Source organism: Agarivorans sp. JK6, from assembly GCF_045277145.1.
GTDB lineage: Bacteria > Pseudomonadota > Gammaproteobacteria > Enterobacterales > Celerinatantimonadaceae > Agarivorans > Agarivorans albus.
The window spans coordinates 2,479,006-2,504,401 of record NZ_CP113525.1 but is presented as its reverse complement, the minus strand read 5'-3'; the positions used below and the strand labels follow the sequence as shown (position 1 = coordinate 2,504,401).

General features: G+C 43.8%; 25 protein-coding genes. 13 read left to right on the top strand and 12 right to left on the bottom strand.

Features of this window, described 5'->3' with window-relative positions; genetic code table 11:
* The first annotated feature begins 518 nt into the window (after window positions 1-518).
* Window positions 519-848, top strand: a complete 330-nt coding sequence (locus tag OV592_RS11685) for a hypothetical protein (RefSeq protein WP_406608693.1) — start codon at window positions 519-521, stop codon at window positions 846-848.
* A 6-nt stretch (window positions 849-854) separates the two neighbouring features.
* Here the strand turns inward: OV592_RS11685 and OV592_RS11680 are convergent, their stop codons facing one another.
* Together OV592_RS11680 and OV592_RS11675 are read right to left on the bottom strand one after the other, a co-directional pair.
* Window positions 855-1,286 (bottom strand): hypothetical protein, encoded by a 432-nt coding sequence (locus OV592_RS11680; protein WP_406608692.1) that lies wholly within the window; start codon window positions 1,284-1,286, stop codon window positions 855-857.
* Between the two features lies 1 nt (window position 1,287).
* On the bottom strand, window positions 1,288-1,455 hold the full coding sequence (locus tag OV592_RS11675; protein WP_406608691.1) for a hypothetical protein: 168 nt from the start codon (window positions 1,453-1,455) through the stop codon (window positions 1,288-1,290).
* A gap of 184 nt (window positions 1,456-1,639) precedes the next feature.
* On the opposite strand from OV592_RS11675, the gene OV592_RS11670 reads away from it, so the two are divergent.
* Complete coding sequence (locus OV592_RS11670; RefSeq protein WP_406608690.1) at window positions 1,640-2,098, top strand: carboxymuconolactone decarboxylase family protein; 459 nt, start codon at window positions 1,640-1,642, stop codon at window positions 2,096-2,098.
* Window positions 2,085-2,882: a helix-turn-helix domain-containing protein gene (locus OV592_RS11665; RefSeq protein WP_406611428.1), complete on the top strand. Its 798-nt coding sequence runs from the start codon at window positions 2,085-2,087 to the stop codon at window positions 2,880-2,882. Before OV592_RS11670 ends, OV592_RS11665 begins: the two co-directional genes overlap by 14 nt.
* A gap of 6 nt (window positions 2,883-2,888) precedes the next feature.
* Here the strand turns inward: OV592_RS11665 and OV592_RS11660 are convergent, their stop codons facing one another.
* Window positions 2,889-3,278, bottom strand: a complete 390-nt coding sequence (locus tag OV592_RS11660; protein WP_152782687.1) for a carboxymuconolactone decarboxylase family protein — start codon at window positions 3,276-3,278, stop codon at window positions 2,889-2,891.
* 71 nt (window positions 3,279-3,349) lie between these two features.
* Complete coding sequence (locus OV592_RS11655) at window positions 3,350-4,240, bottom strand: LysR substrate-binding domain-containing protein (protein ID WP_406608689.1); 891 nt, start codon at window positions 4,238-4,240, stop codon at window positions 3,350-3,352.
* Window positions 4,241-4,453: 213 nt separating this feature from the next.
* Here OV592_RS11655 and OV592_RS11650 point away from each other — a divergent pair, with 213 nt between their 5' ends.
* The 4 genes from OV592_RS11650 (at window position 4,454) to OV592_RS11635 (ending at window position 10,723) form a co-directional block, all read left to right on the top strand.
* The gene (locus OV592_RS11650; RefSeq protein ID WP_406608688.1) at window positions 4,454-5,650 is read left to right on the top strand and encodes an MFS transporter; all 1,197 of its coding nucleotides are present in this window, start codon (window positions 4,454-4,456) and stop codon (window positions 5,648-5,650) included.
* 209 nt (window positions 5,651-5,859) lie between these two features.
* Window positions 5,860-6,942 carry an efflux RND transporter periplasmic adaptor subunit gene (locus OV592_RS11645; protein WP_406608687.1) on the top strand — a complete coding sequence of 361 codons (1,083 nt, stop codon included), beginning with the start codon at window positions 5,860-5,862 and terminating at the stop codon, window positions 6,940-6,942.
* A 1-nt stretch (window position 6,943) separates the two neighbouring features.
* Entirely contained in the window at window positions 6,944-10,099 is a 3,156-nt protein-coding gene (locus tag OV592_RS11640; protein ID WP_406608686.1) for an efflux RND transporter permease subunit, read from the top strand.
* Between the two features lie 162 nt (window positions 10,100-10,261).
* Window positions 10,262-10,723: a hypothetical protein gene (locus tag OV592_RS11635; RefSeq protein WP_406608685.1), complete on the top strand. Its 462-nt coding sequence runs from the start codon at window positions 10,262-10,264 to the stop codon at window positions 10,721-10,723.
* Window positions 10,724-10,769: 46 nt separating this feature from the next.
* Here OV592_RS11635 and OV592_RS11630 read toward each other — a convergent pair whose 3' ends face one another.
* On the bottom strand, window positions 10,770-11,402 hold the full coding sequence (locus tag OV592_RS11630; protein WP_406608684.1) for an MBL fold metallo-hydrolase: 633 nt from the start codon (window positions 11,400-11,402) through the stop codon (window positions 10,770-10,772).
* Window positions 11,403-11,534: 132 nt separating this feature from the next.
* Here OV592_RS11630 and OV592_RS11625 point away from each other — a divergent pair, with 132 nt between their 5' ends.
* Window positions 11,535-11,951, top strand: coding sequence for a CBS domain-containing protein (locus OV592_RS11625; protein ID WP_406608683.1), 417 nt, complete (start codon window positions 11,535-11,537; stop codon window positions 11,949-11,951).
* Entirely contained in the window at window positions 11,951-13,387 is a 1,437-nt protein-coding gene (locus OV592_RS11620; protein ID WP_406608682.1) for a cobyric acid synthase, read from the top strand. The genes OV592_RS11625 and OV592_RS11620 overlap by 1 nt, the downstream gene beginning before the upstream one ends.
* On the opposite strand, the gene OV592_RS11615 is transcribed toward OV592_RS11620, so the two are convergent.
* A complete protein-coding gene (locus tag OV592_RS11615; RefSeq protein ID WP_406608681.1) occupies window positions 13,384-14,346 on the bottom strand; it encodes a TAXI family TRAP transporter solute-binding subunit in 963 nt (320 codons plus the stop codon). The genes OV592_RS11620 and OV592_RS11615 overlap by 4 nt on opposite strands.
* Before the next feature lie 291 nt (window positions 14,347-14,637).
* Here OV592_RS11615 and OV592_RS11610 point away from each other — a divergent pair, with 291 nt between their 5' ends.
* Together OV592_RS11610 and OV592_RS11605 are read left to right on the top strand one after the other, a co-directional pair.
* The gene (locus tag OV592_RS11610) at window positions 14,638-15,399 is read left to right on the top strand and encodes a copper homeostasis protein CutC (RefSeq protein ID WP_406608680.1); all 762 of its coding nucleotides are present in this window, start codon (window positions 14,638-14,640) and stop codon (window positions 15,397-15,399) included.
* Window position 15,400: 1 nt separating this feature from the next.
* Complete coding sequence (locus OV592_RS11605) at window positions 15,401-17,245, top strand: glycerophosphodiester phosphodiesterase (protein WP_406608679.1); 1,845 nt, start codon at window positions 15,401-15,403, stop codon at window positions 17,243-17,245.
* A 7-nt stretch (window positions 17,246-17,252) separates the two neighbouring features.
* Here OV592_RS11605 and OV592_RS11600 read toward each other — a convergent pair whose 3' ends face one another.
* Genes OV592_RS11600 through OV592_RS11575 form a run of 6 tightly spaced genes read right to left on the bottom strand, consistent with a single transcriptional unit; the run spans window position 17,253 to window position 21,615 of the window.
* Complete coding sequence (locus OV592_RS11600; RefSeq protein ID WP_016403042.1) at window positions 17,253-17,540, bottom strand: TfoX/Sxy family DNA transformation protein; 288 nt, start codon at window positions 17,538-17,540, stop codon at window positions 17,253-17,255.
* A gap of 24 nt (window positions 17,541-17,564) precedes the next feature.
* On the bottom strand, window positions 17,565-18,518 hold the full coding sequence (locus OV592_RS11595) for a biotin-dependent carboxyltransferase family protein (protein ID WP_406608678.1): 954 nt from the start codon (window positions 18,516-18,518) through the stop codon (window positions 17,565-17,567).
* Window positions 18,511-19,173, bottom strand: a complete 663-nt coding sequence (locus tag OV592_RS11590; protein WP_338621380.1) for an allophanate hydrolase subunit 1 — start codon at window positions 19,171-19,173, stop codon at window positions 18,511-18,513. The genes OV592_RS11595 and OV592_RS11590 overlap by 8 nt, the downstream gene beginning before the upstream one ends.
* A gap of 5 nt (window positions 19,174-19,178) precedes the next feature.
* Complete coding sequence (locus tag OV592_RS11585) at window positions 19,179-19,922, bottom strand: 5-oxoprolinase subunit PxpA (protein WP_406608677.1); 744 nt, start codon at window positions 19,920-19,922, stop codon at window positions 19,179-19,181.
* A 9-nt stretch (window positions 19,923-19,931) separates the two neighbouring features.
* Window positions 19,932-20,834 (bottom strand): LysR family transcriptional regulator, encoded by a 903-nt coding sequence (locus OV592_RS11580; protein ID WP_016403038.1) that lies wholly within the window; start codon window positions 20,832-20,834, stop codon window positions 19,932-19,934.
* Between the two features lie 19 nt (window positions 20,835-20,853).
* On the bottom strand, window positions 20,854-21,615 hold the full coding sequence (locus OV592_RS11575) for a YciK family oxidoreductase (RefSeq protein ID WP_016403037.1): 762 nt from the start codon (window positions 21,613-21,615) through the stop codon (window positions 20,854-20,856).
* Between the two features lie 150 nt (window positions 21,616-21,765).
* Here OV592_RS11575 and OV592_RS11570 point away from each other — a divergent pair, with 150 nt between their 5' ends.
* Both OV592_RS11570 and sohB read left to right on the top strand, forming a co-directional pair.
* A complete protein-coding gene (locus OV592_RS11570) occupies window positions 21,766-24,222 on the top strand; it encodes a VolA/Pla-1 family phospholipase (RefSeq protein WP_406608676.1) in 2,457 nt (818 codons plus the stop codon).
* Window positions 24,223-24,331: 109 nt separating this feature from the next.
* Window positions 24,332-25,357 (top strand): protease SohB, encoded by a 1,026-nt coding sequence (gene sohB / locus OV592_RS11565; protein WP_406608675.1) that lies wholly within the window; start codon window positions 24,332-24,334, stop codon window positions 25,355-25,357.
* Window positions 25,358-25,396 lie beyond the last annotated feature (39 nt).

Here is a 25,396-nt window from a genome sequence, read left to right as displayed (position 1 = left end):
AATTGGTTTCCCTAAATAACGCCAATAGGTTGACCAATAATTGGGTTGATAGGCAAATAAATAGCATTATTGGTTATCCAAATTTTAGAGGTTGATCACAATTGGTTGATCAATATTTATTTCGAGAGGATGAATAAATACTTGCTTTGGTGATTTGTGCGGCAGTTCAAAAATTGTACTGCTGTTGTTTCATGGCAGGATTTAACTAAAAGTCGTGCGCTATACTGGTCGGATTTGTCTTTCTTTTAACTCATTGTTTCATATTATTTAAATGCATCTTATTGATAGTGGTAGCGATAAAATTAACAGTGTATCCACTAATGGCTGAATGATTTTGTTGTTCGATATTTATACTGCCTGACATTGTTGATTCATTTGAAAATATGCAGTTGGTTTGCATGGGGAGTTTGATATTTAACCAGTGTTTTTAAAGGCTTATCAACAAGCTTGTTAATGATTTAAACTATGCAGCGGCGACACTGCATAGGTGTAAGGTAGAGAAAAAGGAGAGAAGTAGGGTGACTATTGTATTTCGAGTGGTTTTGGCCACGTTTCTCTTGGTAAGCCTATTTTCTTGCTCAAATCGCACTGCGCAATACCCTAATAAAACGATGCAGGGTTACTGGATATACGGCTTCGAAACCTCTTTGTTCGAAAGCTGCCAAGGTGAACTGTTTTGGATGTGGTCTAGTGCTGATGTACAAGGCCAATACCAGCTTGACGGGTACCGAAACCCAGTAGTTGTTCAGGGCTACGTTTTACCACCCAGCCCAGAGCAAAACATGCAGTCCTATTTACCGGAATTTAAGGTAGTTAAAATGCAGTTGCTCGAGCAGGTTTGCGATTAGCTCTGTTTAGCTATTCTTACCAGTGAAGCGGATTTTTTCAGCTTGGATTAACGCATCATGGAAGCCTTTAGTGGTAAAGCTAGCATTGTTAAAGCTTACTGTTTTTAAGCGGTTAAACGAGGAGTTTACAATCGCTTTATCTTTAATCTTTTTAGGGATTAATGAACAGCGCTTGTTATGTTGCTTTAACTCAAAAGTAACCAATTTACCGGCCACATGATGTTGCTGTTGGGTGCTGGTGCAACTGCCATTAATGGTGCTAGATATAATAACGCCGCCATCAGCGAAGCTAAACTCTGCGATGTAACCTTGATCTTGGCTTAATACAGCGGCGTTGTTGTTGCTAGCTACTTGCCAATGTTCAGCTAAGTTTTCAATGTTGGCAAAAGCGCTGGTTGATACTAGCAGGCCAATAATGGCTAATTGATATCTGTTCATCTTAATCACGCTCGCAGTTAAAGATTTTGCCTGTATCGGTATCTTGTAGGCACTCATATTCAATACCTTCTTTGTAGATGTCGATTTCTACGATATGTGCACTAGCAGTTTGGCTAAGCATTAAGGTGCAAATAAACGCAGATAGTAAGGCTGTTTTATAGGTTTTCATGGTGATTGTCTCGCTGCTAATAGGTAATGAGACAATTTTGCGGTGAAGGCTAAAATATAGCCAATTAGCACCTTTAAGTTTACCTAATAGCAAACGCAATACAGATGTGTGATGTCGAAAATCTTCAATAATTGGAAGTAAGGTTTAATTAAGCTGGCTTTTCATTATTGAAGAGAGGTTAAGCATGACTAAAGTTAATTACTTTGCAGAAGCACCAAAGGCTATGCAAATTTTGTTCGAGCAAGAAGAGTATCTAAAAAGCCAGTTTGCAGAGCAGCAAGCGCTTGGCATGAAGCTATTCGAGCTGGTTAAGTTGCGGGTATCACAAATTAACCAATGCGCATTTTGTATTGATATGCATAGTAAAGATGCCGAGAGTGCAGGCGAAAGTTGGCAGCGTTTAATTAGCTTAAGTGCATGGCGAGAAGCCCCGTATTACTCGGTAAATGAACGGCTGGCTTTAGAATGTGCCGAACGCTTAACGGCATGTACAGAATTAGACGAAGAGCTTTACCAAAAAGCGCTAAACGCCTTTGGCGCAAAGGCATTGGTGGATTTAAGCATTGCAATTAATGCCATCAACAGTTGGAATAGAATTGCAATCACCTTCAAACCCGAGGTAGGCAGTTATAAACCCAGCTAAGCAAATTATTCACCAGTTAGAGCAACAGTTTCTGTTTAGTTTATTTAAGCCAAAAGGACAGTTAGCTCAAGCCATACAAGGCCTGTGGTCTGCTTCCGTTGAGGCGCAGCAGCGAGCACCGCTTACCCGTTGGCTGCATGCCGACGGCTGTAGCGGGGTGCTGTTTAACTTAGGCCCACCAATAAGGCTTGAAGATAAGTCTTATCCTTCTGGGGTGATTGTGCTGCCAGTGAACACCACTGCGCGAAGCATCACCTTGTCAGCGGATACCCAGCTAGCGGGTTTTCGCTTTAATCCTGGTGTAAGTGTTGGGTTCTTTGGCAAACTAGTTAAACGTGACGCCGAGGATATCGACGCTTCATTGCTGAAAAAATTGCAGCAACTACATCAAAGCTTAATGACAACTAGCGGCCATAATGCACGGATAGTATTAATGTATAAGTGGTTACAACAGCATCTAGGCATACATAATTGCCCACCACAATTGTTTAAAGACGCCATTGAGTTGGTAGAACATGCTCAAGAGATAGGTTTGGTGTCTGATGAATTAGCGCTTAGCCAGCGGCAACTAGAACGCCAGTTTAAAGCGTTAACCGGCATGACGCCTAAACAATGGCAGCGAACCATGAGAGTAAAAAATACTTTTATGGCCTTAAAAACGCAGCCAGATATAGAGCTGGCTGCGCTTGCTGTTAATCAGGGCTTTTCCGACCAAGCGCATATGACACGAGAGTGTAAAACCATTGGCAAAATCACCCCAAAACAGTATCTAAAACTGTTGTAGAAATGCTTATTCGGGCTTAATGATTCCACGCTCTTCAAAAACTTGTTTTGCGACTAACATGCCGTTAATAGCAGCTGGAAACCCAGCATATACCGCCATTTGTAAAATCACTTCAGTCACCTCTTTTGGGCTACAGCCTACATTAAGGGCGCCATGGATATGTACCGCCAATTGGGGGGCACAATTGCCCATTGCAGTTAGCGCTGATACCGTTGCTATCTCTCGTGATTTAAGGTCGAGATCCTCGCGGCTGTATATGTCGCCAAAGGGAAACTCTATGATGAATTTGGCCAGATCTGGGCAAATACTGGCGAGGCTATTGATCACATTGTGACCTGCTTCGCCATCTATCTCGCTTAGCTTATCAAAGCCACGTTGGTATCTTGTTTGTTCCATTGACCACTCCATTAATCTAAGGCTAAGTCTCAAGCCTAGACCTTGGAGCTAGCTCCAAGTCAAGCCGTAACTTACAAGTTTAACCGAGGTTTAATAAAATCAATGAACGCGGTGATACGCCGAGCGACTTTAGATGAGCGGTAGTACACAGCATTAATTTGTCGCTGGTTAGTTTCTTCCACCAACAAGGCCGGGAACAAACTCACTAGCGTTCCTTGCTCGATATCGTGTTTAACCATAAATCCAGACAAACACGCAATGCCGTTGCCACTTAACGCTAGTTGGCGAATGGTTTCTCCGCTGCTAGCTGTAATGGCTGGTGTCATCGATTTAAACCCTTTTAATGGCCAATGGTTTAGCACCTTAGCTCCGCTAAAGCCGATTAACTCATGTTCGTGTAATTGCGCAACGTGCAGGGGCGCGCCACGTTTTTCGAGATAAGCTGGAGAGGCGACAATATACAAATTACTCACGCCGATGGGCCGAGCATGCAGGGTGGAGTCTGCTAATGTACCTATGCGGATCGCTAAATCGGTTTTCTTCTCCAGTAAGTCTACAAAGCCGTCGTTGGTATTTAGCTCTAGTTCTATATTGGGGAAGGCGAGTTTAAAATCATTTATTAGGGGAACGAGTTGATGAATGACAAACGGGCTTGCCGCATCAACTCGCAGCCTACCTTGAGGCAATTCACCCTTACTAATAATATCTTCTTCAGCTTGTTGAATTTGGCTTAATCCAATTCGTACTGCTTCTATAAACTGGCGGCCTTCGTCGGTTTGTACCACCCGTCTGGTGGTTCGATTAAGAACAGTAATGCCTAGTTGCTTTTCTATTTTGCTAACCGCTCTAGATACCTTAGCGACTTGTATATCTAATGCATCTGCGGCAGCTGAGAAGCCACCGCTATCAACTACAGCCAACAAAATTTCAAGATCATCAGAACGATTTTTTAGGTTAAACATCAGCAACTCTTTGCGAAGAAATCAACAAAAGTGAATGCTTAATACTAGTGTTTATTACAAAAGTTTTCTTAGATTTATCGCTTTTTTACTTACATTTTCTACAAAAGTATTTTGTTGATACTGCCATTTCTGACAAAAGTTAATTAACTAATAATGCCTGCAATCAACTGTTGCGTAGAGCAACAACCTAATCGATGACGAGAGATTACTGTTATGCCTTTAGCTTTACTTGCACTTACTTTAAGTGCCTTTGCCATTGGAACCACCGAGTTTGTGATAGTGGGGTTGATTCCTACTATGGCCCAAGACTTAGCGGTTTCTTTACCTTCTGCTGGATTGTTAGTGAGCTTGTATGCCTTAGGTGTTGCGGTTGGTGCCCCCGTGTTAACCGCATTAACTGGCAAGTGGCCACGCAAACAAGTGCTGCTGGCGGTGATGAGTTTATTTGTCGCGGGCAATTTATTAGCTTGGCAGGCTCCGAGTTATGAAACCCTTGTGGGTGCGCGAGTTCTTACAGGTTTAGCCCATGGCGTGTTCTTTTCTATAGGTTCGACCATCGCAACGGGTTTAGTGGCAAAAGAAAAAGCCGCTAGCGCAATAGCCATTATGTTTACCGGCCTAACGGTAGCGCTTGTTACTGGTGTGCCTTTGGGTACCTACATTGGCCAACATTTTGGTTGGGAAACCACATTTTTAGTAGTAGCGATTTTGGGTTTAATTGCGCTTATTGGCAGCGCTGTTTTGGTACCTAGTAATTTGAAGCAAGCGCCTGCCACCAAAATATCTGAGCAAGTTAAAGTATTAACAGAGCCTCGATTGTTGTTGGTATATGCAATAACCGCTATAGGGTACGGTGGTTCGTTTACTGCGTTTACCTTTTTAGCGTCTATCTTGCAGGACGTAAGTGGATTTAACGCCAGCGCCATTAGTTTGATTATGTTGGTGTATGGCGTGTCGGTCGCTTTTGGTAACATTTGGGGTGGAAAAATGGCTGACCGTTTAGGCCCAACCAAAGCACTAAGCTGGATATTCTTAGGTTTAGCCTCGGTACTGTTGGTATTCAACTTTACAGCGGTTAACCCCATCACCGCTGTTTTAACCATTCTAGTGTGGGGCGCTTTTGCCTTTGGCAATGTGCCGGGCTTACAGGTTTATGTGGTGAAGTTAGCCGAAAAATATACACCCAACGCAGTGGATGTTGCTTCCGGTTTAAACATTGCTGCGTTTAACGTAGGCATTGCTATAGGCGCTTGGGGCGGCGGAATGATAGTTGCCAATGCTGGGGTAGAACACACTCCTTGGGCTGGAGCATTGATTGTTGTTGGCGCCTTATTGCTAACCCGTTTAAGTGCAGCCTTGGATAACAAACAAAAGCAATCTGCTAAATCTGAGCTTTGCCTAGCGGCATAAACCATTTTTGAATCTTAAGGAGCCTATTGGCTCCTTTTTTTGTTATTTCACCCAGTGGTATTTACTGGCCAATGGTTAGGGAAAAAGCTTTAAGCAAAACTGATAGGTGCTAATTCTAGTTGTTAACGATAGCGGTTTACCATAAGCAAACAAGGATGACTAACCAATTGCAAAAACGCTAAGGACAAAACAACAAATAAGGGCAAAACATGAAAATAAGACTAGTTAGTTTGTTATTGGCCAGTGTGTTTATCAGTGCTTGCGAAACATCTAACACATCAGACGCTAAGCCAAGTCAAACCACTGCTATCGTTGCCGTAGATCTCGCCAACGCTGCTCAACAGCAACTTACCTTTGAAGAAGTGTACACAACCACAGTATTAGCAAATGAAGAAGTGAGGGTGATATCGAGAGTTACATCAACCTTACTTGATAAGCACTTTCAAGCAGGGGATTTTGTCGAGCAAGGCCAATTACTATTTAGTCTAGACCCTCTGGAATTTGAGCTTAACCTAGCCAGCTTACAAGCTAATTTGGTTAACGTTTCCGCCAAATACAATTCTGCACTTAAAAGCCTACAACGCGCTAAGCAACTAGGCGATGCCATTTCTAAACAAGAACTAGAAGATATAGAAACCAAATTTTTGGTTAATCAAGCCAGCCTTAAAGCCATTGCAAAGCAAGTAGACGATGCAGAGCTTTTGTTAAGCAGAACCGAGATTAAAGCTACGCGTTCTGGGCGTATTAGCCAAACTCAATTTAGCCCTGGCGATACGGTTGGGGTAGGCCAAGTGTTAGCCTCTATCGTTGATGACAGTAACTTTAAAGTTACTGTGAGTATTGATGAGAAAACAGTTCTAAAAGCTATTCAGCAATACCGTGATGGTAGCTCCCAATTTGAAGTGTTGGCGAGATTTTTAGATGGCAGCAAATACCCATTAGCTGGTGAACTTGATTTTATCGACAATCAAATTAACCCGGCTACTGGCGCACTAGCAGTAGGTTTTAAATTTGCCAATGACGACAGTGTATTTGTTGGCCAATTTGTTGAAGTGGTATTGCGTGAAATGAAACAAGCGATTGTGATCCCCAGCAGAGCATTAGTACAAACCGCTAACGGGCCTGCTGTTTATAGGGTAAGCGGAGGCAAGGCAAAACTGCAGCCAGTAGAGCTGGGCTTTCAGTTGGGTAATCAAACTGAAGTATTAACGGGCTTAGAAGATGGCAATGTTGTGGTCTCTAGAGGCCAACAAAAGCTAAGTGATGGCAGCCTAGTAAGACAGCGAGGTTAGTATGGTTAAGTTCTTTATTTCGCGCCCTAAAACCGCCATCGTACTATCGGTGATCATGAGCGTGTTAGGCGCTTTAGCGGCTTACACCATGCCGGTAGGACAGTATCCCGATGTTGCACCGCCTATGATCAACGTATTCACTCAATACAACGGCGCTAATTCTAGTGTTGTGAACGATACCGTTGCCTCGGTAATAGAGAAAGAAGTGAACGGGGTTGAAGGAATGATTTACATGAAATCAACTTCTTCCAATGACGGTTCATACAATTTAAACGTAACCTTTGAGACTGGTTTTGACGCAGACCGAGCGGCTACCTTGGTACAAAATCGGGTAAATGCAGCTCAGCCCTTACTACCCGATGAGGTTAAGCGCAGTGGTATTTATGTAGAAAAGCTGAGCCCTTCGATGCTAATGATTGCAAGCCTAAACTCTCAGACCGGTGCTCACGACACCTTAGAGTTAAGCTACTACTTAACTGGCATTGTGCGAGAAACTTTATCCAGAATTAAAGGCGTAAGTAAAGTAACGCCCCTAGGTGAAAAAGAATATGCCATGCGAGTATGGCTTGAGCCAGAGCGTTTACAGGCTTTAGATTTAACTGTTAATGATATTTCTGCTGCTATTGCCGATCAAAATGCTGTGCGAGGTGCAGGCAGTGTAGGCGCCGAGCCGGTAACCGGAAATAATGATTGGCAATACACTGTGCAAGTTCGAGGTCGATTAGCCAACGAGCAGGCCTTTGGTAACATTCGAGTTAAAGCCTATCCCGATGGCACTTTAGTACGCTTAAAAGATGTTGCTCGTATTGAGCTGGGAGCGCAAAAATATTTGGTTGATACCTATCTAAACAACCAAGAATCGGTTGCTATGATGATCTACCAAGATCCAACTGCCAACGCCATGCAAGTTGCTGAAGATGTACGAGCCGCAATGGCTAAACTTGAGCAAAGTTTGCCAAATGGCATGGTGTTTTCTTTGCCTTATGATGCTACCGAATTTATCGATGTCTCCATCTACAACGTACAAGAAACACTGGTAATTGCATTAATTTTAGTGACCTTGGTGACCTATTTATTCTTGCAAACTTGGCAAGCTACATTGATTCCTGCGATAGCCATCCCTGTTTCTCTTATAGCAACGTTTGCAGTAATGAAAGCATTTGGTTCTACCATTAATACCATTAGCTTATTTGGATTAGTGTTAGCTATTGGTGTGGTGGTTGACGCCGCCATCGTGGTGATTGAAAACGTAGAGCGCTTGCTGCACGAAACCACAAAACCAGTGAAAGAGTGTGTAGAAATAGCCATGAAGGAAGTGATTGGTCCATGTATTGCTGCAGCTGCTGTGCTATTAGCGGTGTTTGGGCCTACGCTTGTGATGCCAGGCATGGTGGGAATTATTTATGCTGAATTTGGCATTGCCATTTCAGTTTCTGTAGTTATCTCCACCTTGGTTGCGATGACCTTAACGCCAGCACTATGCGTGATGCTAATGAATCGCGATCTTAAACCAAACCGTTTCTTTCAAGCATTTAACCGCGGTTTTGAACGTTTTACCGAATTGTTTGGCAAAGGCGTAGCAGTGTTGTGTCGCCGAGTAAGTATTGCGGTGTTGTTGTTCTCGGTGTTTTTGGGGGCTAGCGCTTATTTAGGTGCTAGTTTACCCGGTGGCTTCTTACCCGATGAAGACCAAGGAACCTTTTTTGCGGTGGTTGATTTACCGGAAGGGGCAGCGCTTAACCGCACGCGCGACATGACTAAGTTATTGGTGGAGTCATTAGCAGATGATCCCGATATTGAGATGGCGTTTTCTGCCGCTGGTTACAACTTATTAAACGAGTCGAGTAACTCAAACTCTGCTTTGTTGGTGTTCAGTCTAAAACACTGGGACCAGCGATCAGATAAGCAACAACATCAAGATCAGGTTATTGCACGAGTACAAGCTGCCATTGATGCTTTACCGGAAGGTGTGGGTTTTGCCTTTGGCTTACCGGCCATTCCTGCACTAGGTATGGTGAATGGTTTTGAATTTGTGCTTAAAGATGAAATGGGCAAGGGGCCAGAAAAAACTGCTGAGGTACTCGAACAGTTACTCGAAAAAGCTAATCAGCGTGAAGAAATTGCCTCGGCCTTTTCTACCTTTAGCATCAGTATGCCTAACTTGTACCTCGACATTAACGAAGAGCGGGCTGCTGCGATGGGTGTTGCCTTTGGTGACATAGTAAATACCCTTAACGTGCAATACGGTGGAAGTTACATTAACGACTTTACAAAAGGTGGAAGAAACTACCGAGTAATGCTGCAGGCCGAAGCAGACTCTAGACAACAAATCGATGATTTATCGAATCTTTATGTTCGCTCTAGCCAAGGCGAGATGGTGCGATTAAGCAACTTGGTATCGGTTCGTACGGTGCTTAACCCTAGTTCTTTGGTTCGCTACAACGTATCAGGCAGCACCACAATTAATGGTATTACCATGCCAGGGTACAGCTCAGGTCAAGCCATTGCGGCAATGGAACAGCTTGCTATTGAGGTTTTACCTACAGGGTTTAGTTATGAATGGACCGGTTTAACCTTACAAGAACAGCAAGCAGGTAACGCTAGCCTCATTGCGTTTGCTTTTGCCATGTTATTCACTTACTTGTTTTTGGTTGCTCAGTATGAATCTTGGTTAACGCCATTAGCTATTTTGCTAGCAGTGCCCACTGCGGTATTTGGTGTTTTGTCAGCGGTTTTACTTAGCGGCACAACCATCAACCTGTACTCGCAAATCGCTATTATGCTGCTTATAGGTATGGCAAGCCGTAACGCTATTCTTATTGTGGAGTTTGCTAAGCAATTACGAGAGCGAAAAGGTTATAGCATTGTAGAAGCTGGCGTTGCAGCAGCTAAATTGCGTTTTCGTGCTGTGTTGATGACAGCATTCTCCTTCATACTAGGAGTAGTGCCGTTAATGCTAGCATCTTCAGCTGGGGCTGCGGCGATGCAAGCAATTGGTATGGCGTCGTTTGGTGGAATGCTGGCAGCTACGGTGCTTGGCTGTTTGTTTGTTCCAGCGTTTTTTGTGTTGTTCCAAACTTTACGTGAGCGCTTTTCTAGCAGAAAACAACCAGAGCCTGAGTTACTAATTGCTACTTTCCCAGCAAGCAATGACTAGTTAAAACTGCAGACTGTTATATATATTTGCCCAACTATTGAAAAATAGTTGGGCTTTGCTGAAATGGAAGCTAATGTTGCTAGGTCTTTGATTGGCAAGAATAAGCACTAAGGTGCTTAATTCGACTACGCTTAAACAAGATCCTAAATTATGGAGTTAGCTTTGAAAAAGCACATCTCAATCATTCTATCTATTTACGTCGCCTTTGTATTTTTACAATCTCTGTTCTTTAAGTTTGCTGGTTGGTTTGGCAGCCCTGCAGATATTACCGTGTACATATTTGACACCGTTGGGCAGTGGTTACGAGATGGTTTAGGACTTAATCTTATTGGCGACCTGTTTGGCCAATACGGCGAAACAGTGATTGGATTAGCAGAGTTAGTGGCCAGCATTTTAATTTTGCGTAAAGCTACTCGTTTCTATGGCGCATTGATTGGCTTAGGGGTTATGTCTGGCGCGATATTCTTTCACATTTTCACCCCGCTTGGGCTATTTCCTTACACCGATTTAAGCTGCTTACAAGATGGATGCCCCAGAGAGTACCCACTGTTCTTTATGGCTATAGGAGTGTGGTTAAGTTGCGCTTATTTGTTGTATCGCGACAGAAGCAAAATACTGGGTTAAACGGAATAAAATTATAAAAAAGGCACCTAGTTAGGTGCCTTTTTTGTTAACGGGTGTAACCGTTAAATTCTTTTTCGTGCCCTATGCTCGACATGGGACCATGTCCGGGTAAAAACTGATAGGCATCATCTAGCGTATAAAGCTGAGTTTTGATGGCATTGATCAGAGTAGGGTGATCGCCCTTGGGGAAATCGGTTCGTCCAATTGAACCGTTAAACAATACGTCTCCCACAATAGCCAATTGATTGTCGTGATCGACAAACACCACGTGACCAGGCGTATGGCCAGGGCAATGGCGTACTTCTAACTTTAATTCACCAACTTCAATCACTTCACCATGCTCTAACCATCGGTCAGGGGTAAAGCTAGCCACCTCAGGAAAGCCGAACATTTGGCATTGCATTGCCATTTTGCTGATCCAGAAATCATCATCTTTATGTGGACCAATCAGCGGTACTTGGTAGCGCTGCTGAATAATGCTGCTAGCGCCTACATGGTCCAGGTGGCCATGGGTGAGCAAGATTTTGGTGACTTCAACACCAGCTTTCTCTACCGCTGCTTGAATCAATTGCGGATCACCGCCTGGATCGACAATCGCAGCTTGTTTGCTTTTATCACACCAGATAAGGGTGCAATTTTGTTGAAATGGAGTAACGGGAATTATTTGGTAAGCCATCATTGTTAACTCTTATTGATTACAAGCCTAGTGTACGGATGTAGATGAAATTTTCTATAGTTTGTAATAACTAAGCCACCAATTAAAGTGGCTTATGTTTATAATGGAATTAAGCCCAACAGATTGGAGAATCACTTGAATATCAAAGATATTATGCAAACTCGAGTTGTTACCGTAGGCATGGATCAGCGGCTATTCGATATAAAAGACATTTTTGATAATGTGAGTTTTCATCACTTAGTGGTACTCGATGATGAAGACGCTGTGGTTGGCGTTCTTACTGAATCAGATTTGTTAGCCTCACTCAGCCCTTATTTGGGAAAAGCAGCTGAAAGCCAACGTGATGTGCATACCTTAACCCAGCGAGTTCACCATGTGATGACTCGCCAGCCATTGTGTTGTGACGCCAATACCAGCATTAGCGACGCTGGCCATAACTTAGTAGATAAAGGCATTAGCTGTTTGCCGGTGATTGATGAGCAGAATAAGTTGCTGGGGCTTGTGACGTGGCGCGATGTATTAGCCTGTTTGTTAGTGAACAACGATAACTAATGCAAAACACTACCAAGAACCAATCTCCAATCATGTTTATGGGCTGCACCAGCGATGCGGGTAAATCCTTGATATGCGCACTGGTTTGTCGCCATTTATCCAACCTTGGTAGCAACGTTGCGCCGTTTAAAGCACAAAACATGAGTAACAATGCCGCGGTGACTCAAGAAGGCGGAGAAATTGGCCGCGCCCAATATCTACAGGCGATAGCCGCAAAGCAAACACCTAGCATAGATATGAACCCTGTGTTGTTAAAACCACATAGCGAAAAAGGCGCTCAGGTGGTGGTGAATGGCGAAGTAAGCCATGAGCTGTTAGCGAAAGATTGGCACCAACGAAAATCTGTACTTTGGCCTGCGGTAACCGCTAGCTTGGCTCGCTTGCAACAGGGTTTTTCTCAACTTGTTATTGAAGGAGCTGGAAGTCCTGCTGAAGTTAACTTGCGTAAAAGTGATATCGTAAATATGGAAGTAGCCTTGCATTGTAAGGCATCGGTTTATCTTATTGCTGATATCGACCGCGGCGGGGCATACGCGCACCTACTAGGAACATGGATGTGTTTAAGTGCAGAAGAACAACGGCTTGTAAAAGGTTTTGTGCTAAACAAGTTTCGAGGTGAACAGGCTTTATTACACGATGCCAATGTGTGGTTAGAAGAAAAAACCGGCATACCAATAGTGGCAGTGATCCCATGGACTGAGCATCAATTACCAGAAGAAGACAACTTTTTTCACCGCAGCGTTTGGCAAGCTAATTGTTTGAATATTGCATTAATTGTTTACCCCTATGCCAGCAACTTAGATGAGTTTGATCCTTTGGTGTATCAACCCGGGGTTAATGTTGTACCAATGCGCGACAACCAAGACCTATGCCATTTTGACGCCATTATCTTACCTGGTTCTAAACACGTGGCTGCTAGCCGAAAGCATTTAGCAAAAACAAGTTTAGACAAGCAAATTATTAAGGCGGCTAAACAAGGCGTTCGGGTAACGGGCATTTGTGGTGGTTTACAGATTTTGGGTGAACGTAACCTAGATCCTAGTTCTGTAGAAGGTGAAACGTTTGATGGTTTAGCTTTGCTGCCACTAACTACTGTTTATTCAAATGTAAAAACGACGATTCAACGAAGCATTAACTACTGTGATGAAACAATAGCTTGTTATGAAATTCATCATGGGCAAACCCAATGTTCAGTTCAGGTAGATAGCTTTGTTGAACAAGCAACGGGGTGGCAGCTAAATAACATCCAAGGCTCTTATCTGCATGATTTGTTTACTAATCGAAAGGTGTGCCAAGACTGGCTAGAAAGCCTTGGTTGGCAAGGGCAATGCGAAGATTGGAATCAGGTAGTAGACAATGAATTAGATAGGCTATGTGACAAGTTAGACTTGCCACTTAGCCAGATATCGGCGCATGCAGGGATAACTAAGGCTTAGTTTACCCAACCTTGTTCACGATAATAACGTAGTGCGCCAGGGTGAAGTGGTGCACTTAAGTTGGTATTTATCATTTGCTCTACGTTCAGCTCCGAAAGAGCCGGGTGCAGAGAGCGCAGGGTATTTAAGTTTTCAAATATCGCTGCAACAAAGTTATATACCGTTTGCTCCGAGAGTTGTTTATCGGCCACCAGCGTTGCACTTACGCCAATTGACGATACATCGTTTGGATTTCCGTGGTAGGTACCGCCTTTAATGGTAACTGGGGAGAAGTATTCGTACTTTTCTGCCAGCGCCATAATGGTCTTTTTCGACAAGCTCAATAAGTTTGACTCACACATAGTGGTAGCACGGGTTATCGAAGTATTCGGGTGGCCAACAACATAAATAATGGCATCGGTTTTCTTCCCACAAAGAGCACGACTTTGTTCGTCTGGTTTAAGGTTGGTAATTTTAGAGAAGTCGGACTCTTGCCAGTTTAACTGCTGCATAACCACCTGCATGGTGGAATATTGACCGGAACCTACTGGGCCAAGGTTTAGAGCATGGCCTTTAAGCTCATCAATTTGGCTAACATTTAGATCTGCGTTAACCAATACAGTTAAGGCTTCTGAGTAGAGTGAAAGCAGTGAACGTAATTCACTATAAGCACCTTGTTCAGCGAATTCACCAGCACCTTGGTAGGCTTGCCAATGAACGTCTGATTGAACAATGGCTAAATCAATGTCGCCGGCTTTTAGCGCTTCTATGTTATCACTAGAACCACCCGAGCTTTCGGCGGTACAACTTAATTTTCGGTGTTCGTTGCTTTGTTCAAGAAGTCGGCATAATGCATTGCCAGTTGGGTAGTAAACACCACTTACGTTGCCAGTGCCTACAAATAAGTATTCATTGCTATGCGCCAAGTTTGCGTTGATCGCTAGTGCAGCAGTCAACAAATATAGAGAAAATCGTGTCATTGTTTCACCCGAAAATGTCTTCTTTCCTTAGAATAACTTAGCCAATATACACAGTTATTTAGTAAAACGCTTGTTTGGGCGACTAAGTTGTGAGCTGGAAAACCTTCGATTTTTCTTATTGTTAATCTATTCAGGGGCAAAAGTGACTGGCTTTAGAGTAAAAGCACAGTTATTTTGGCTGATTATTTTTGATCTAGTTAAACAAAGCGCCGTTTATGTTTTGCATAGTGACTCGTTGCTAAACAATAATCCGTTATAATCAAGCCAGTATTTTTTAAAGTGGTTACTTGTTTGGTTTCTTCAGACCCTTCTGGTTATACGCTGGAAATTTGTTGTTATAGTGAAAATGACATTATTAGTGCCATCAAAGGTGGTGCTACGCGCATAGAGTTATGTGCAGGACAGCGTGATGGAGGTACTACACCGAGTTACGGCGCACTGCTGCAAGCCCGCCAATATCTACCAAAAATTGACATTGTGGTAATGATTCGCCCACGTGGTGGAGACTTTTGTTATAGCCACAGTGAACTACAACAAATGGTCGAAGACATTAAGTTAGTTAAGCAGTTAGGGTTTAACGGCGTGGTGTTTGGTGCGTTAACTCACCAAGCTACAGTTGATCTTGATGCCTGCAAGCGACTTATTGCAGCTTCTACTCATTTAGCTAGCACTTTTCATCGCGCTTTTGATTGCACCGCTAATCCTACAGTTGCAGCAACGCAACTTAGCGAATTAGGCATAAATAGGGTGTTGAGCTCAGGACAACAAAATTACATCGAGCAGGGATTATTATTGCTAATAGCCATACAGCAACAACATCAAAATATCGAATGGATAGTGGCTGGGGGCGTTCGTGCTCACAACTTAGCTATGCTAAAAAAGCAGGGAATAAAGCATTTTCATAGTGCCGCCTCGGAGCCTTTGTTAAGCCAGTTTGATACACGCTATGCTTTAGCAATGGCTGCTGATAAGGATCCACAATTAGAACTACAACGCGCCCAAGTTTCTCAATCAGAAGTAAGTTCCATGGCCTTAGCTCTAGAGCGTAGTTAATATGTTGCCAAACTTACTGCACCGTATTCGCCATTTTGTTTATTACTTGGCGAGCTCATTAAAGAATCGCGGCATAGCCATGTTTGGTGCTTATCTATTAGTGCAAGCTAGCTGGCTTGCCATATTTGCGCCTTTGTCGATAGTGGTGAGTGAAGCGTTGATGTCTTGGTATGGGCTAAAGGGGGTTGCCAATCAAGAGCTATTGGCTTTCTTCTTATCGCCCAGCGGCTATTTGTTTGCTATTTGGCTAGTCGCGATGGCCTTATTCAACTTCTTCTTGCAGCAGGGTGCTTTAACCTTGTTACTTGCGCAGCACGAAGTGAACAAACGTTCGGTGTCGCAGGCGATTCGTTTACTGGTTAATCGTGCTTGGACAATCGCTAGGTTAGCGTTCTTGCAATCTGCCTTGCTGATTAGCATCAGCTGTACGCTGTTGTTTATTGGCCGTTGGTTGTTTGGCTTAATGTTAGCCGACTGGGACATTAACTATTATCTAGACCAGCAACGAAATCAGCTTTGGTTTTATTTTGCCGCCTTAAGTATCGGCGGCTTACCCTTGGCTGTTTGGCTTGGTGCTAAATGGCTTAACTGGTGGTTTGCCTTGCCATTTTGTATGTTGCAGAAAAAGCCGCTGCTTGCTCAGCTTAAAGATTCCACCCAATTAAGTATTGGCCAACGTAAGTTAATTTTGTGTTTGAACCTTGCTTGGTTTGCCTTACGCACCTCTGTATTTGTTGCGGTGATCGCTGGCTTTATTTGGTTACTTCGCATTAGTTTAAATTGGTGGGCGCCTGAAGACGTCACTCCCTTAGTATTATTTCTTTTCAGTGCAACAGTGCTGGCGGGTGGCTCTGTTCTTAGCTTTTTAGACACTTGGCTGTACGCAAGTATTCAGTTCTATCTATTTAAGGTATTGCTAAAACAACACAAAGAAAGCGTAAGCAAACAGCACCAACAGGTTCTTAATGAAAATCATCGCGTTCACATAGGCTTGCGGCTGATGTTTATTGCTGTTTTGTTGTTGGGCGCTAGTGAAATGAAAGAGGAAATTGGCGCCTTTAGTCAGCGCTTTAGCGAGCCAAGCTCAATGCTGGTGATGGGACATCGGGCTGGAGGCTGGTTGGCTTTAGAAAACAGTTTAGAAGGTTTACAAAAGTCGATAAACCTGGAACTGCCGGTGACCGAGATTGATGTGCAGTTAACCGCTGATGGTCAAATTGCTGTGGTTCACGATCGCGATTTACGCCGTTTAACGGGAAGTAATTTGGTGGTGCCAGAAAGCTCATTTGCACAAATTCAAAAGGCCTTTGTGGACGCAGGTTTTAGCCAACCGCAGGCCTTACCTTATTGGTTAAAAAAGAGCGCCAACAAGATTACCTTAAACATTGAACTTAAACGCTACAACAATTCTTTAGCCTTGGTTCCGGCGCTATTAGAGTCTTTAAAAGAATATCCATACCCGGTCATCATAAGTAGTTTAGACATTGAGCTGCTTGAAGAACTAAAGCTGCAAATAAGCGGTACCGAGTTGGCAAATAGGATTAGCACTGCCTTTATTGCTGCAGCCAGTTTTGGTGAGTCGGCGGTTCAACAAAATGTTGATATGTTGATTGTGAACCAGCAATGGGTGAACGCTTGGCGACTTTTTAGCGCCCAGCAGCGTGGCCAAGAAGTACATGTTTGGACAGTTAACAATGCTGCAGACGTTGAGCGACTTTATTATTTACGGGTAAATGGGGTGGTTACTGACTCGCCAATAATGGCTTTAGAAACCTTAGAACGGCTTAACGGTTTAAGCGACGTTGATCATATAGTAAATAGTTTGCGCTATTGGTTAGCACTCTAACTTCTGCTTACTTAGGTGCTAGTCCTAGTTCGTCTAGCTTGAACAAAATCTCAGTTTTATGCTGTTGTTTAATCTCTTGCCAATGGCGATCTTCTCTTGCGCCAATTATCGCGTAGATAGAGTTTAAACCAGTGCCTTTTACTTGGGCTTTTAAACGCCCGTAGAGTTGGTAGGGATCGATGGCCATAAAGTCTTCGACGGAGTGAATATCTACCTCTGCCAATATTTCTTCGCTGCGTGGACCAAAGCCTTTTAAGTCCCTTAGTCGCTTAGGTTTAGCTGGTGAACTGCTCATAATGGATTTAGCCTCTTAGCTGGCTTAGTTGAAGAAGTTTTCAAAGGCTAGCCAGCGCTGTCGTTGTTCCTCAGCACTGCTTAAGTAAAAGCTTATGCTTTGCTTTGGATGCCGCTGATTTAAAGCAAACAAGTCTAGCCGAGAGACACAACCCAGTTTGGGGTAACCACCAATGGTTTGCCTATCAACAGACAGAATTATCGGCAAGCCATTGGGTGGGATTTGCACAGCGCCTAAAGCTATTGCCTCTGATTCTTTAGCTTGAGGAGCATTGTCTATAGCTATGCCTTTTAATCTCACCCCCATGCGGTCGCTTAACTCGCTGAGTTGATATTCCTGTTGCAAAATTTGCTGTCGTTGTTGCGGACTAAATGCGTGGAATTGATAACCTGGAATAAGCGCGAGTTTTAAGTGTTCTTTATAGTTTGGAATAAACTGATACGGTGTTTGTTGCACTGGAGTGGAGGCCAGTTGCTTAGCACTTTTTATACAATATTGGAGTTTGTCATTTTGCATTAAAGCCCGCCCATTGAAGGGACCTAAAGCCTGTTTCGGTGAACTGCTTACACTATTTAGCTCGCTGTCGAGTACAAAGCCGCCTTGTATCGCCAAATAAGCTCTTAGCCCTGAGCGACTAGGACCTATGTGTAAAGTTTGACCGGCTTCCACATCAATACTTTGCCAAGTGGTAATCTGTTTGTTGTTTGCTTCATTTATTTCTAAGCTAAGCGGCATTGCAGCACCACATACTGCAATCTGGCAGGCTTGCTCAAAATGCAGCTTAGCGCCACCAAAGGTGATTTCTAGGGCAGGGCTGTTAACGGGATTTGCTAGCAAGCGGTTAGCCCAATTAAAGGCGTGCTTGTCTGCAGGACCACCTGGGCTAACGCCGATGTGTTGAAAGCCAATACGCCCTTGATCAACAACTAGCATCTGCGGACCGCTACGAAGTACCGTGAGTGAGGCTGCTTTAGTCACTGCTGTCTCCGTAGCTGAGAAATTCTTCATAACTGAGCTCTATAAAACGCACTTGATCACCTACCGTTAACGGGCACATAGGATCGAGGTGTTTATCAAATAGCTTTATGGGGCTTTGGCCAATTATGTGCCAGCCACCAGGGCTATCGCTGGGATATACTGCGCTCATCTCTTCGGCAATTGCTAGGCTGCCAGCTGGTACTTTGCTTACGGGAGTGGACTTGCGAGGCAGTTTTAGTTGCGGGTTTAGTCCGCTTAAGTAAGTAAAGCCAGGCATAAAGCCAATCATCTTTACTTTATAAACACTTTGTTTATGCAGCTCAATAACTTGATTAACACTGAGCTGTAGTTGCTGAGCGACTGCTGTTAAATCGGGCGCTAACTGTTCTGCATAGCAAACTGGAATATCAAATACTTGGTGACTAGTACGTTTACTTAATTGCACTTCAAACTGCTGAACTGCAATGCTTATCGATTCGAACTGCGTTTGGCTATTGCCGATGCAAAGTAAAGTATCGCTGGCCACGATAATATCAGTGATGTTAGTAAGCTGGTGTTTCAGAAAATTTGCTAAATCAGGCAGTGCTTGGCAGTGGACTGCTGATTGGCTGCTTACTAGTACGCTATCCTCGTTAACATAGTCGATGCAGTACATACTGACTAATCTTTCTTTGAGCGTTGGATTTGCTGCTTGATGGCTTGCACCAGCTTAACGGCTGCTTGATTGTCGCCATGAACACACAGGGTATCGGCCTCTACATCCAATAAGCTGTCGTCAGCGCAGCGTAAGCTTTGTTGGGTGAGTAACAAATCTACCTGTTCCAATATATGTTCTTTAGTGGAGAGTACCGCTCCAGTTTGACTACGTGCTTGTAAACTCCCGTCGCTTAAGTAGCGTCTATCACAAAAGGCTTCTTTGATTAGCGATAGTTGGTATTCTTCTGCTAGCTCATTGATAAAACCATGGCATTGGGTGGCGTGTACCATTAGTTGAGGCACCTTATTGAGGCCAGTTAGCGCTTTGCATACTGCTTCGAATATAGCCGGCTGTTTATGCATGTCGTTATATAAAGCGCCATGTGGTTTTACATAGCTTAGGTTAAGGTCATGATACTGGCATAAAGCATCTAAAGCGCCTATTTGCGTGAGCAGTAGGTGAGTGAGCTCATCGGCTTGATAGGGGATAGAACGTCGGCCAAAGCCAGCTATATCAGCGTAACTTGGATGCGCGCCTACTGTAACAGCATATTGCTTGGCTAGCGCTAAAGTACGACTCATTATATTGGGATCAGAAGCATGCCCACCACAAGCTATATTGGCGAGATCAATATGCGGCATAAGTTGCTCATCAACCCCCATTTCCCATACGCCGAAACTTTCTCCCATATCGCAATTTAGTAACATCTACCTTCCTTAACGTAGCGTTTTACAATGTTGAATCAGCAGCTTTGAAAAATGCTGGCCGGCTGGGCCTAGTAGTTCTGGGCGTGGCACTACCAGATAGGTAACCAATGACTTGGCTGCACCGCCACTTACATTAAGTTCAACCAAACTGTCATCTTCGAAATGCGGTTGAGCGATATGTAGTGGCAGCCATGCAAAGCCTAAACCCTGCTTAAGTACTTCTACTACGCGATGAAAACTGCTAAAGGTCCAGCGCTGTTCGGCGCGTAACCAACCTCTATCTTGTTGAGGGTTTTTACCTGTATCACGGATCACCAGTTGAACGTGTTGTATCACTTCGTCTATCGAGACTGGCTGTGGCATTTTGGCTAAGGGGTGATTACGATGAACAACCGGAACTAAGGTGACAACACCGAGGCGCTCTCCCAATACACCTTTTGGCAAGTGAGCGGTGATCACTAGGTCAAATTCACCTTCAGCTATTGCATCATCAGCGCCACTTACTACGGTATCAATAACTTCGACACGAGTGCCTCTACTTTCCGGTAAAAACGCTTTAAGTGCTTTAATAACAGGAGCTTGTGGCTGAATGATTTCACAAGCTAAGCTCAATTGTGGTTCCCAACCTTGCTCTAGACTTGCTGCGAGTAATTCTAGCTCTTGGATGTTTTGGCTAAGCAATTTACTGCGCCTTAACATTACTTCGCCCATTGGGGTTAAGTAGGCTTTGCGACCTTTCACTTCAAGCAGCTGAATGCCAAGTAAGTTTTGTAACTTACTGACAGCGTGGTTCAATGAGGATTGGCTTTTGTTTAGCTGACTGGCGGCTTGTGCGTAGCCACCATAATCCACAACGGCCTGAAAAATTCGCCACTGCTCTAAGGTGCTTTTGGCGCGAAATGGCTTGCTCATCGTTCGCTATCCTAACTAGTTACTTAGGTTGCGCATCTAAGCTAGTGCCTGTTACCCCAATGCTAGCGTCACTCATTAGGTATAAGTAATTAGGCATAATATCGAGCGGCGTTTTTAGTGTTTTTGGATCTTCGCCGGGGTAGGCTGTTGCACGCATTAAAGTGCGGGTTGCACCTGGGTTTATACAATTACTGCGTAAACCGGTTTTATCAAATTCGTCTGCAATAACTTGCGACATACCTTCTATCGCAAATTTAGATACCGAATAACCACCCCAATAAGCACGGCCTTTTTTACCGACGCTTGAAGAAGTAAAAACTAATGAGGCATGGTCACTTTTAAGCATTAACGGAACTAAAGCTTGGCTAAGTAAGAACTGTGATTTTACATTTACCTGCATAAGTTGATCCCAAAGATCTTCTTCTATTTGCACGTATTGGCTTAACACCCCCAAATGCGCCGCATTAAGAAGGGCGCCATCTAATCTGCCAAATTGGTTTTCGATGGTGGCCGCCATATCAAGATAGTTTTGTTGAGTCGCACCTTTTAAATCAAGGGGAATAATGGCTGGTTGTGGTGCGCCTAATGCTTCAATTTCATCATATACAGCTTCAAGCTTTTTAACTGTTCTTCCTAGCAAGATCACTGTTGCACCGCATTGTGCAAAGGATAGAGCGGCTTGGCGGCCAATGCCGTCGCCCGCACCGGTTACTAAGATGACCTTGTTTTGTAGCTCGTCACTGGCTGCTTGGAAGTGTTGAGGAGAGGTTTCCGTGCTCATTTTTCGTTCCTGTAGATGTGCGTTGGTGCACAAATATTTGATTAACAATTAAACAAGTGTTTAACGCCTGGTTAGACCTGTTGCAAAAATGTAAACAAATGTTTAAGGTTTCTTTGAAGAAACATACTATAAAAAAAGGAATTAGCTAATATGCGTCTGTCCCGAATAGCTACAGCAGTCACTCTATTTGCATCAGTTACTATAGCGGGTTGTGGTAGTAGCAACTCGCCATTTGATTTTGGTAATGATATCACGCCAAATGAGCCAAACTCAGTAAAAATTCGCTTCAATCCTCTTACTGGTGATGTATCTACACCAAATAACTTGTTGTTTAACGGTAGCTTAGACGGGACGATTAACCTACCAAGTGAAGCCGCTATTGCGCTTACTCAGCAGTATCAAGATATCACCAACGTATTAGGCGCCTTAGACGGTTGGCAAACCAGTGTGCCGTTTTCAATTCCTTTAGCTTACGGCGATGATGACGCAGAATACAATGAAGAAATTGATACAAAGTTAGATGCAAGTTCTTTCCCAGCTGGCGTGTTGTTATACAAAGTACGCGCTTCTGGTTTTGCAGATACTTGTGCTGACGTTACCGAAAATGGTGGCAGTTTTGTGGCGGGGCAAACTTGCCGCGTTGATGAGCAGCTTGTTTACGGTGAAGACTACATTGCTACCTTTAGCGATGGCAGCTTAATTGTAACTCCTTTAGTACCGTTTGCTCCTGCTACCTCTTATATGGTGGCAATTACAGATCAACTATTAGATGAAAATGGTCGAGGTGTTGCCGCCGGTGAGGCCTACCAGTTATTGAGTTCTCCAATCACTGCTGACGATGATGCTACGTTGCAAAGCCTGAAAGGCTTAACCGCGTTTAATAATGGCTTGTTGGCCGCTGAAGGCGTAACTGCAAATGTAAGTTATTCAGCAGTGTTTACCACTCAATCGGTAGGAAGTGTGTTAACGACTTTGCAGCAGATTTATGGTGGTATGGCACTAAACAACCTATTGCCAATGAGTGCACTTGTTGATTCGGGCACTACAGCGCAAGACGTAGCCAATGCTGCTCTTGGTACTAGCCAACCAGGCTTTGTAGCCGCTAAATACTTTAAGTCTACCTTGGCAGTGCCTTATTATTTATCAGACCTTGATAATCCTGATCTTACCGGTGCAGATGTAAATAAATGGGCACAAGCTAAGACTGATAGCCCGGTAGCCATTTTACAATTACTGCAAACCAATGCTGATTTTGCTGACCAAGGTAGTGCAACAAGCTTTTGGGCCCAGGCCGACGCAAAAGGCTTTGACGTTGCTACATTTGGTGGCTTAGTGGCAGGCGGTGATACAACAACCGCTGGACAAATGCTTGCTCAGGCAGATTTAGCTGGCCTTACCTATATGCAAGATGGTGAAGCGATGCCAGTTGACTCACATCGCCATCTTACGGCTTATAACCCTGTTCCAGAAACTAAAAGCACCGCGTTTTTAGATTTAGATATTTATTTACCTGATGAAACCTTAACTGGCAATACCATGCCTGCCGAAGGTTGGCCAGTAGTGATTTTCCAACATGGTATTGGGTCCGTTAAAGAAACCGCAGCGGCTATTGCTGCTAGCTATGCAGCGCAAGGTTACGCAGTTTTGGCTATGGATTTGCCTTATCACGGTAGTCGAGGTTTGGATTTGACCGGTGATGGTAATGCAGAAATCAGTGCCAATGACGATCCTCAAGTATTCGCCAACTTGGGTAGCTTTTTAAGCATTCGAGAAAATCTACGTCAATCAACAGCTGATTTACTTGCGGTGCGAGCTGCCTTGCAAGCTGCTGGTGCGCCTGCTGAACTTGACGGCAGCAAAGTACATTATGCTGGTCAGTCACTAGGAGCAATTGTCGGTGTTGGTCCAGCATCGGTTGCTGATACAGTAAACGTAAGTGGTTTTGACATTGATTACAGCCTACAAAGTGTTTCGCTTAGCGCACCCGCTGGCGGTTTAGCTGGAGTGTTCCAATACTCACCTAGTTTTGGTCCTATCGTAGAAGCAGGTTTAAAATCTAATCCTGGTTACTTAGCGCTGGTTGCTGCTGGCCTTGGCTTTGAAGACAATGACACAGCAACAGCCTTAGAGCAGTTTGCGGTATATCAAGCAACTTACCCAGAAGCAGCGCAGCTGGTGATTGACTCTAATTATCCTGCATTTTCGTCAATTTTTGGGTCGTTAGCGCAAACAGTAGTTGATGGAGTAGATCCAATTAACTACGCGCAATCCGGTTTTGCTATGCCAGTACTAGTGCATGAGATTGTGGGTGATGGCAGTGAAGGTAGCGGTGATCAGGTTATTCCAAATAGCCTTGCAACGTTGCCCTTAGTTGGCACCGAGCCGCTGATCTCGTCAATGGGTCTAGAAGGTACCGAAGTTACCTCGGCAGGCAGTTATGCGGTGCGCTTTAGCCAAGGCTCTCATAGCTCACTGATTTCGCCAGCAGCTAGTTTGGCTGCTACGGTTGAAATGCAAACCCAGTTTGTTAGTTATGCAGTAGGTGCTGATGCTGGAAATGCTAGTGTTGTGGTAAGTGATAGTTCGGTAATTGCTCCGGCTCAATAAGCACTAAGTTATCGGTTATAAGGCCTGCATCGCGCAGGCCTTTTTTGTTACTTGGTTCGGTGTGCAAGCTATGGTACTAATAGCAGCTCGAAAATATGAGGGCAGAAGTTTGGATTTTTTGATTGAGTTTGGATTGTTTTTTGCGAAGGCCTTAACGATTGTTATCGCTATTATTGCTGTAGTTGTGGTTGTGATTGCCGCTTCTTCTAAGACTAAACACAAAAGTGGCGAGCTTGAAGTTACTGATTTAAGTGAGCAACACAACGAGGTTGAGGAAAAACTTAATCATAACCTCATGAGCAAAGAGCAACTTAAACAGCATAAGAAGCAACTAAAGCAACAACAAAAAGAAGAGAAGAAAAAAGGCGAAGAACAAACTAAACCACGATTGTTTGTTATCGACTTTAAAGGCAGCATCGACGCTAAAGAAGTAGCCAGTTTACGTGAAGAAGTTTCTGCGGTACTTATCGCAGCGAAGCCAGAAGATGAAGTGTTAGTTCGTTTAGAAAGCGGCGGCGGCATGGTTCACGGATATGGTTTAGCGGCTTCTCAGTTAAAACGGATTAAGGCAAAAGGTATCACACTTACTATCGCCGTTGATAAAGTTGCCGCAAGTGGTGGTTATATGATGGCTTGTATCGCTGATAAGATTATCGCAGCGCCGTTTTCCATCGTTGGTTCAATTGGCGTGATTGCGCAGTTGCCAAACTTTAATAAAGTATTAAAGAAAAACGACATCGATTTTGAACAGGTTACTGCTGGTGAGTTTAAACGCACCCTGACCATGTTTGGCGAAAACACCGATGAAGCCCGCAAGAAGTTTCAATCTGAACTAGAAGAAACTCACGTTCTATTTAAAGAGTTTGTTCAAGAGTTTCGTCCGCAGCTGGATATTGCAAAAGTAGCCACTGGTGAGCATTGGTACGGCACTCAAGCATTTGCTTTGGAATTGGTTGATGAAGTCTCTACCAGTGACGATTACTTGATGCAGCAGTTTGATGAAAAACAAGTTATCCAGTTCAAGTACCATACTAAGAAGAAATTAGCAGAAAAGCTCAGCCAAGCGGCAAGCATTGGAGTAGAGCGTGGCGTAATGAAAATTATGCAGTCTCAATCTTGGAATTGGACCAAGTAATATCATGCTAACAAATAGCAATCAAAAAGCCTGACCTTA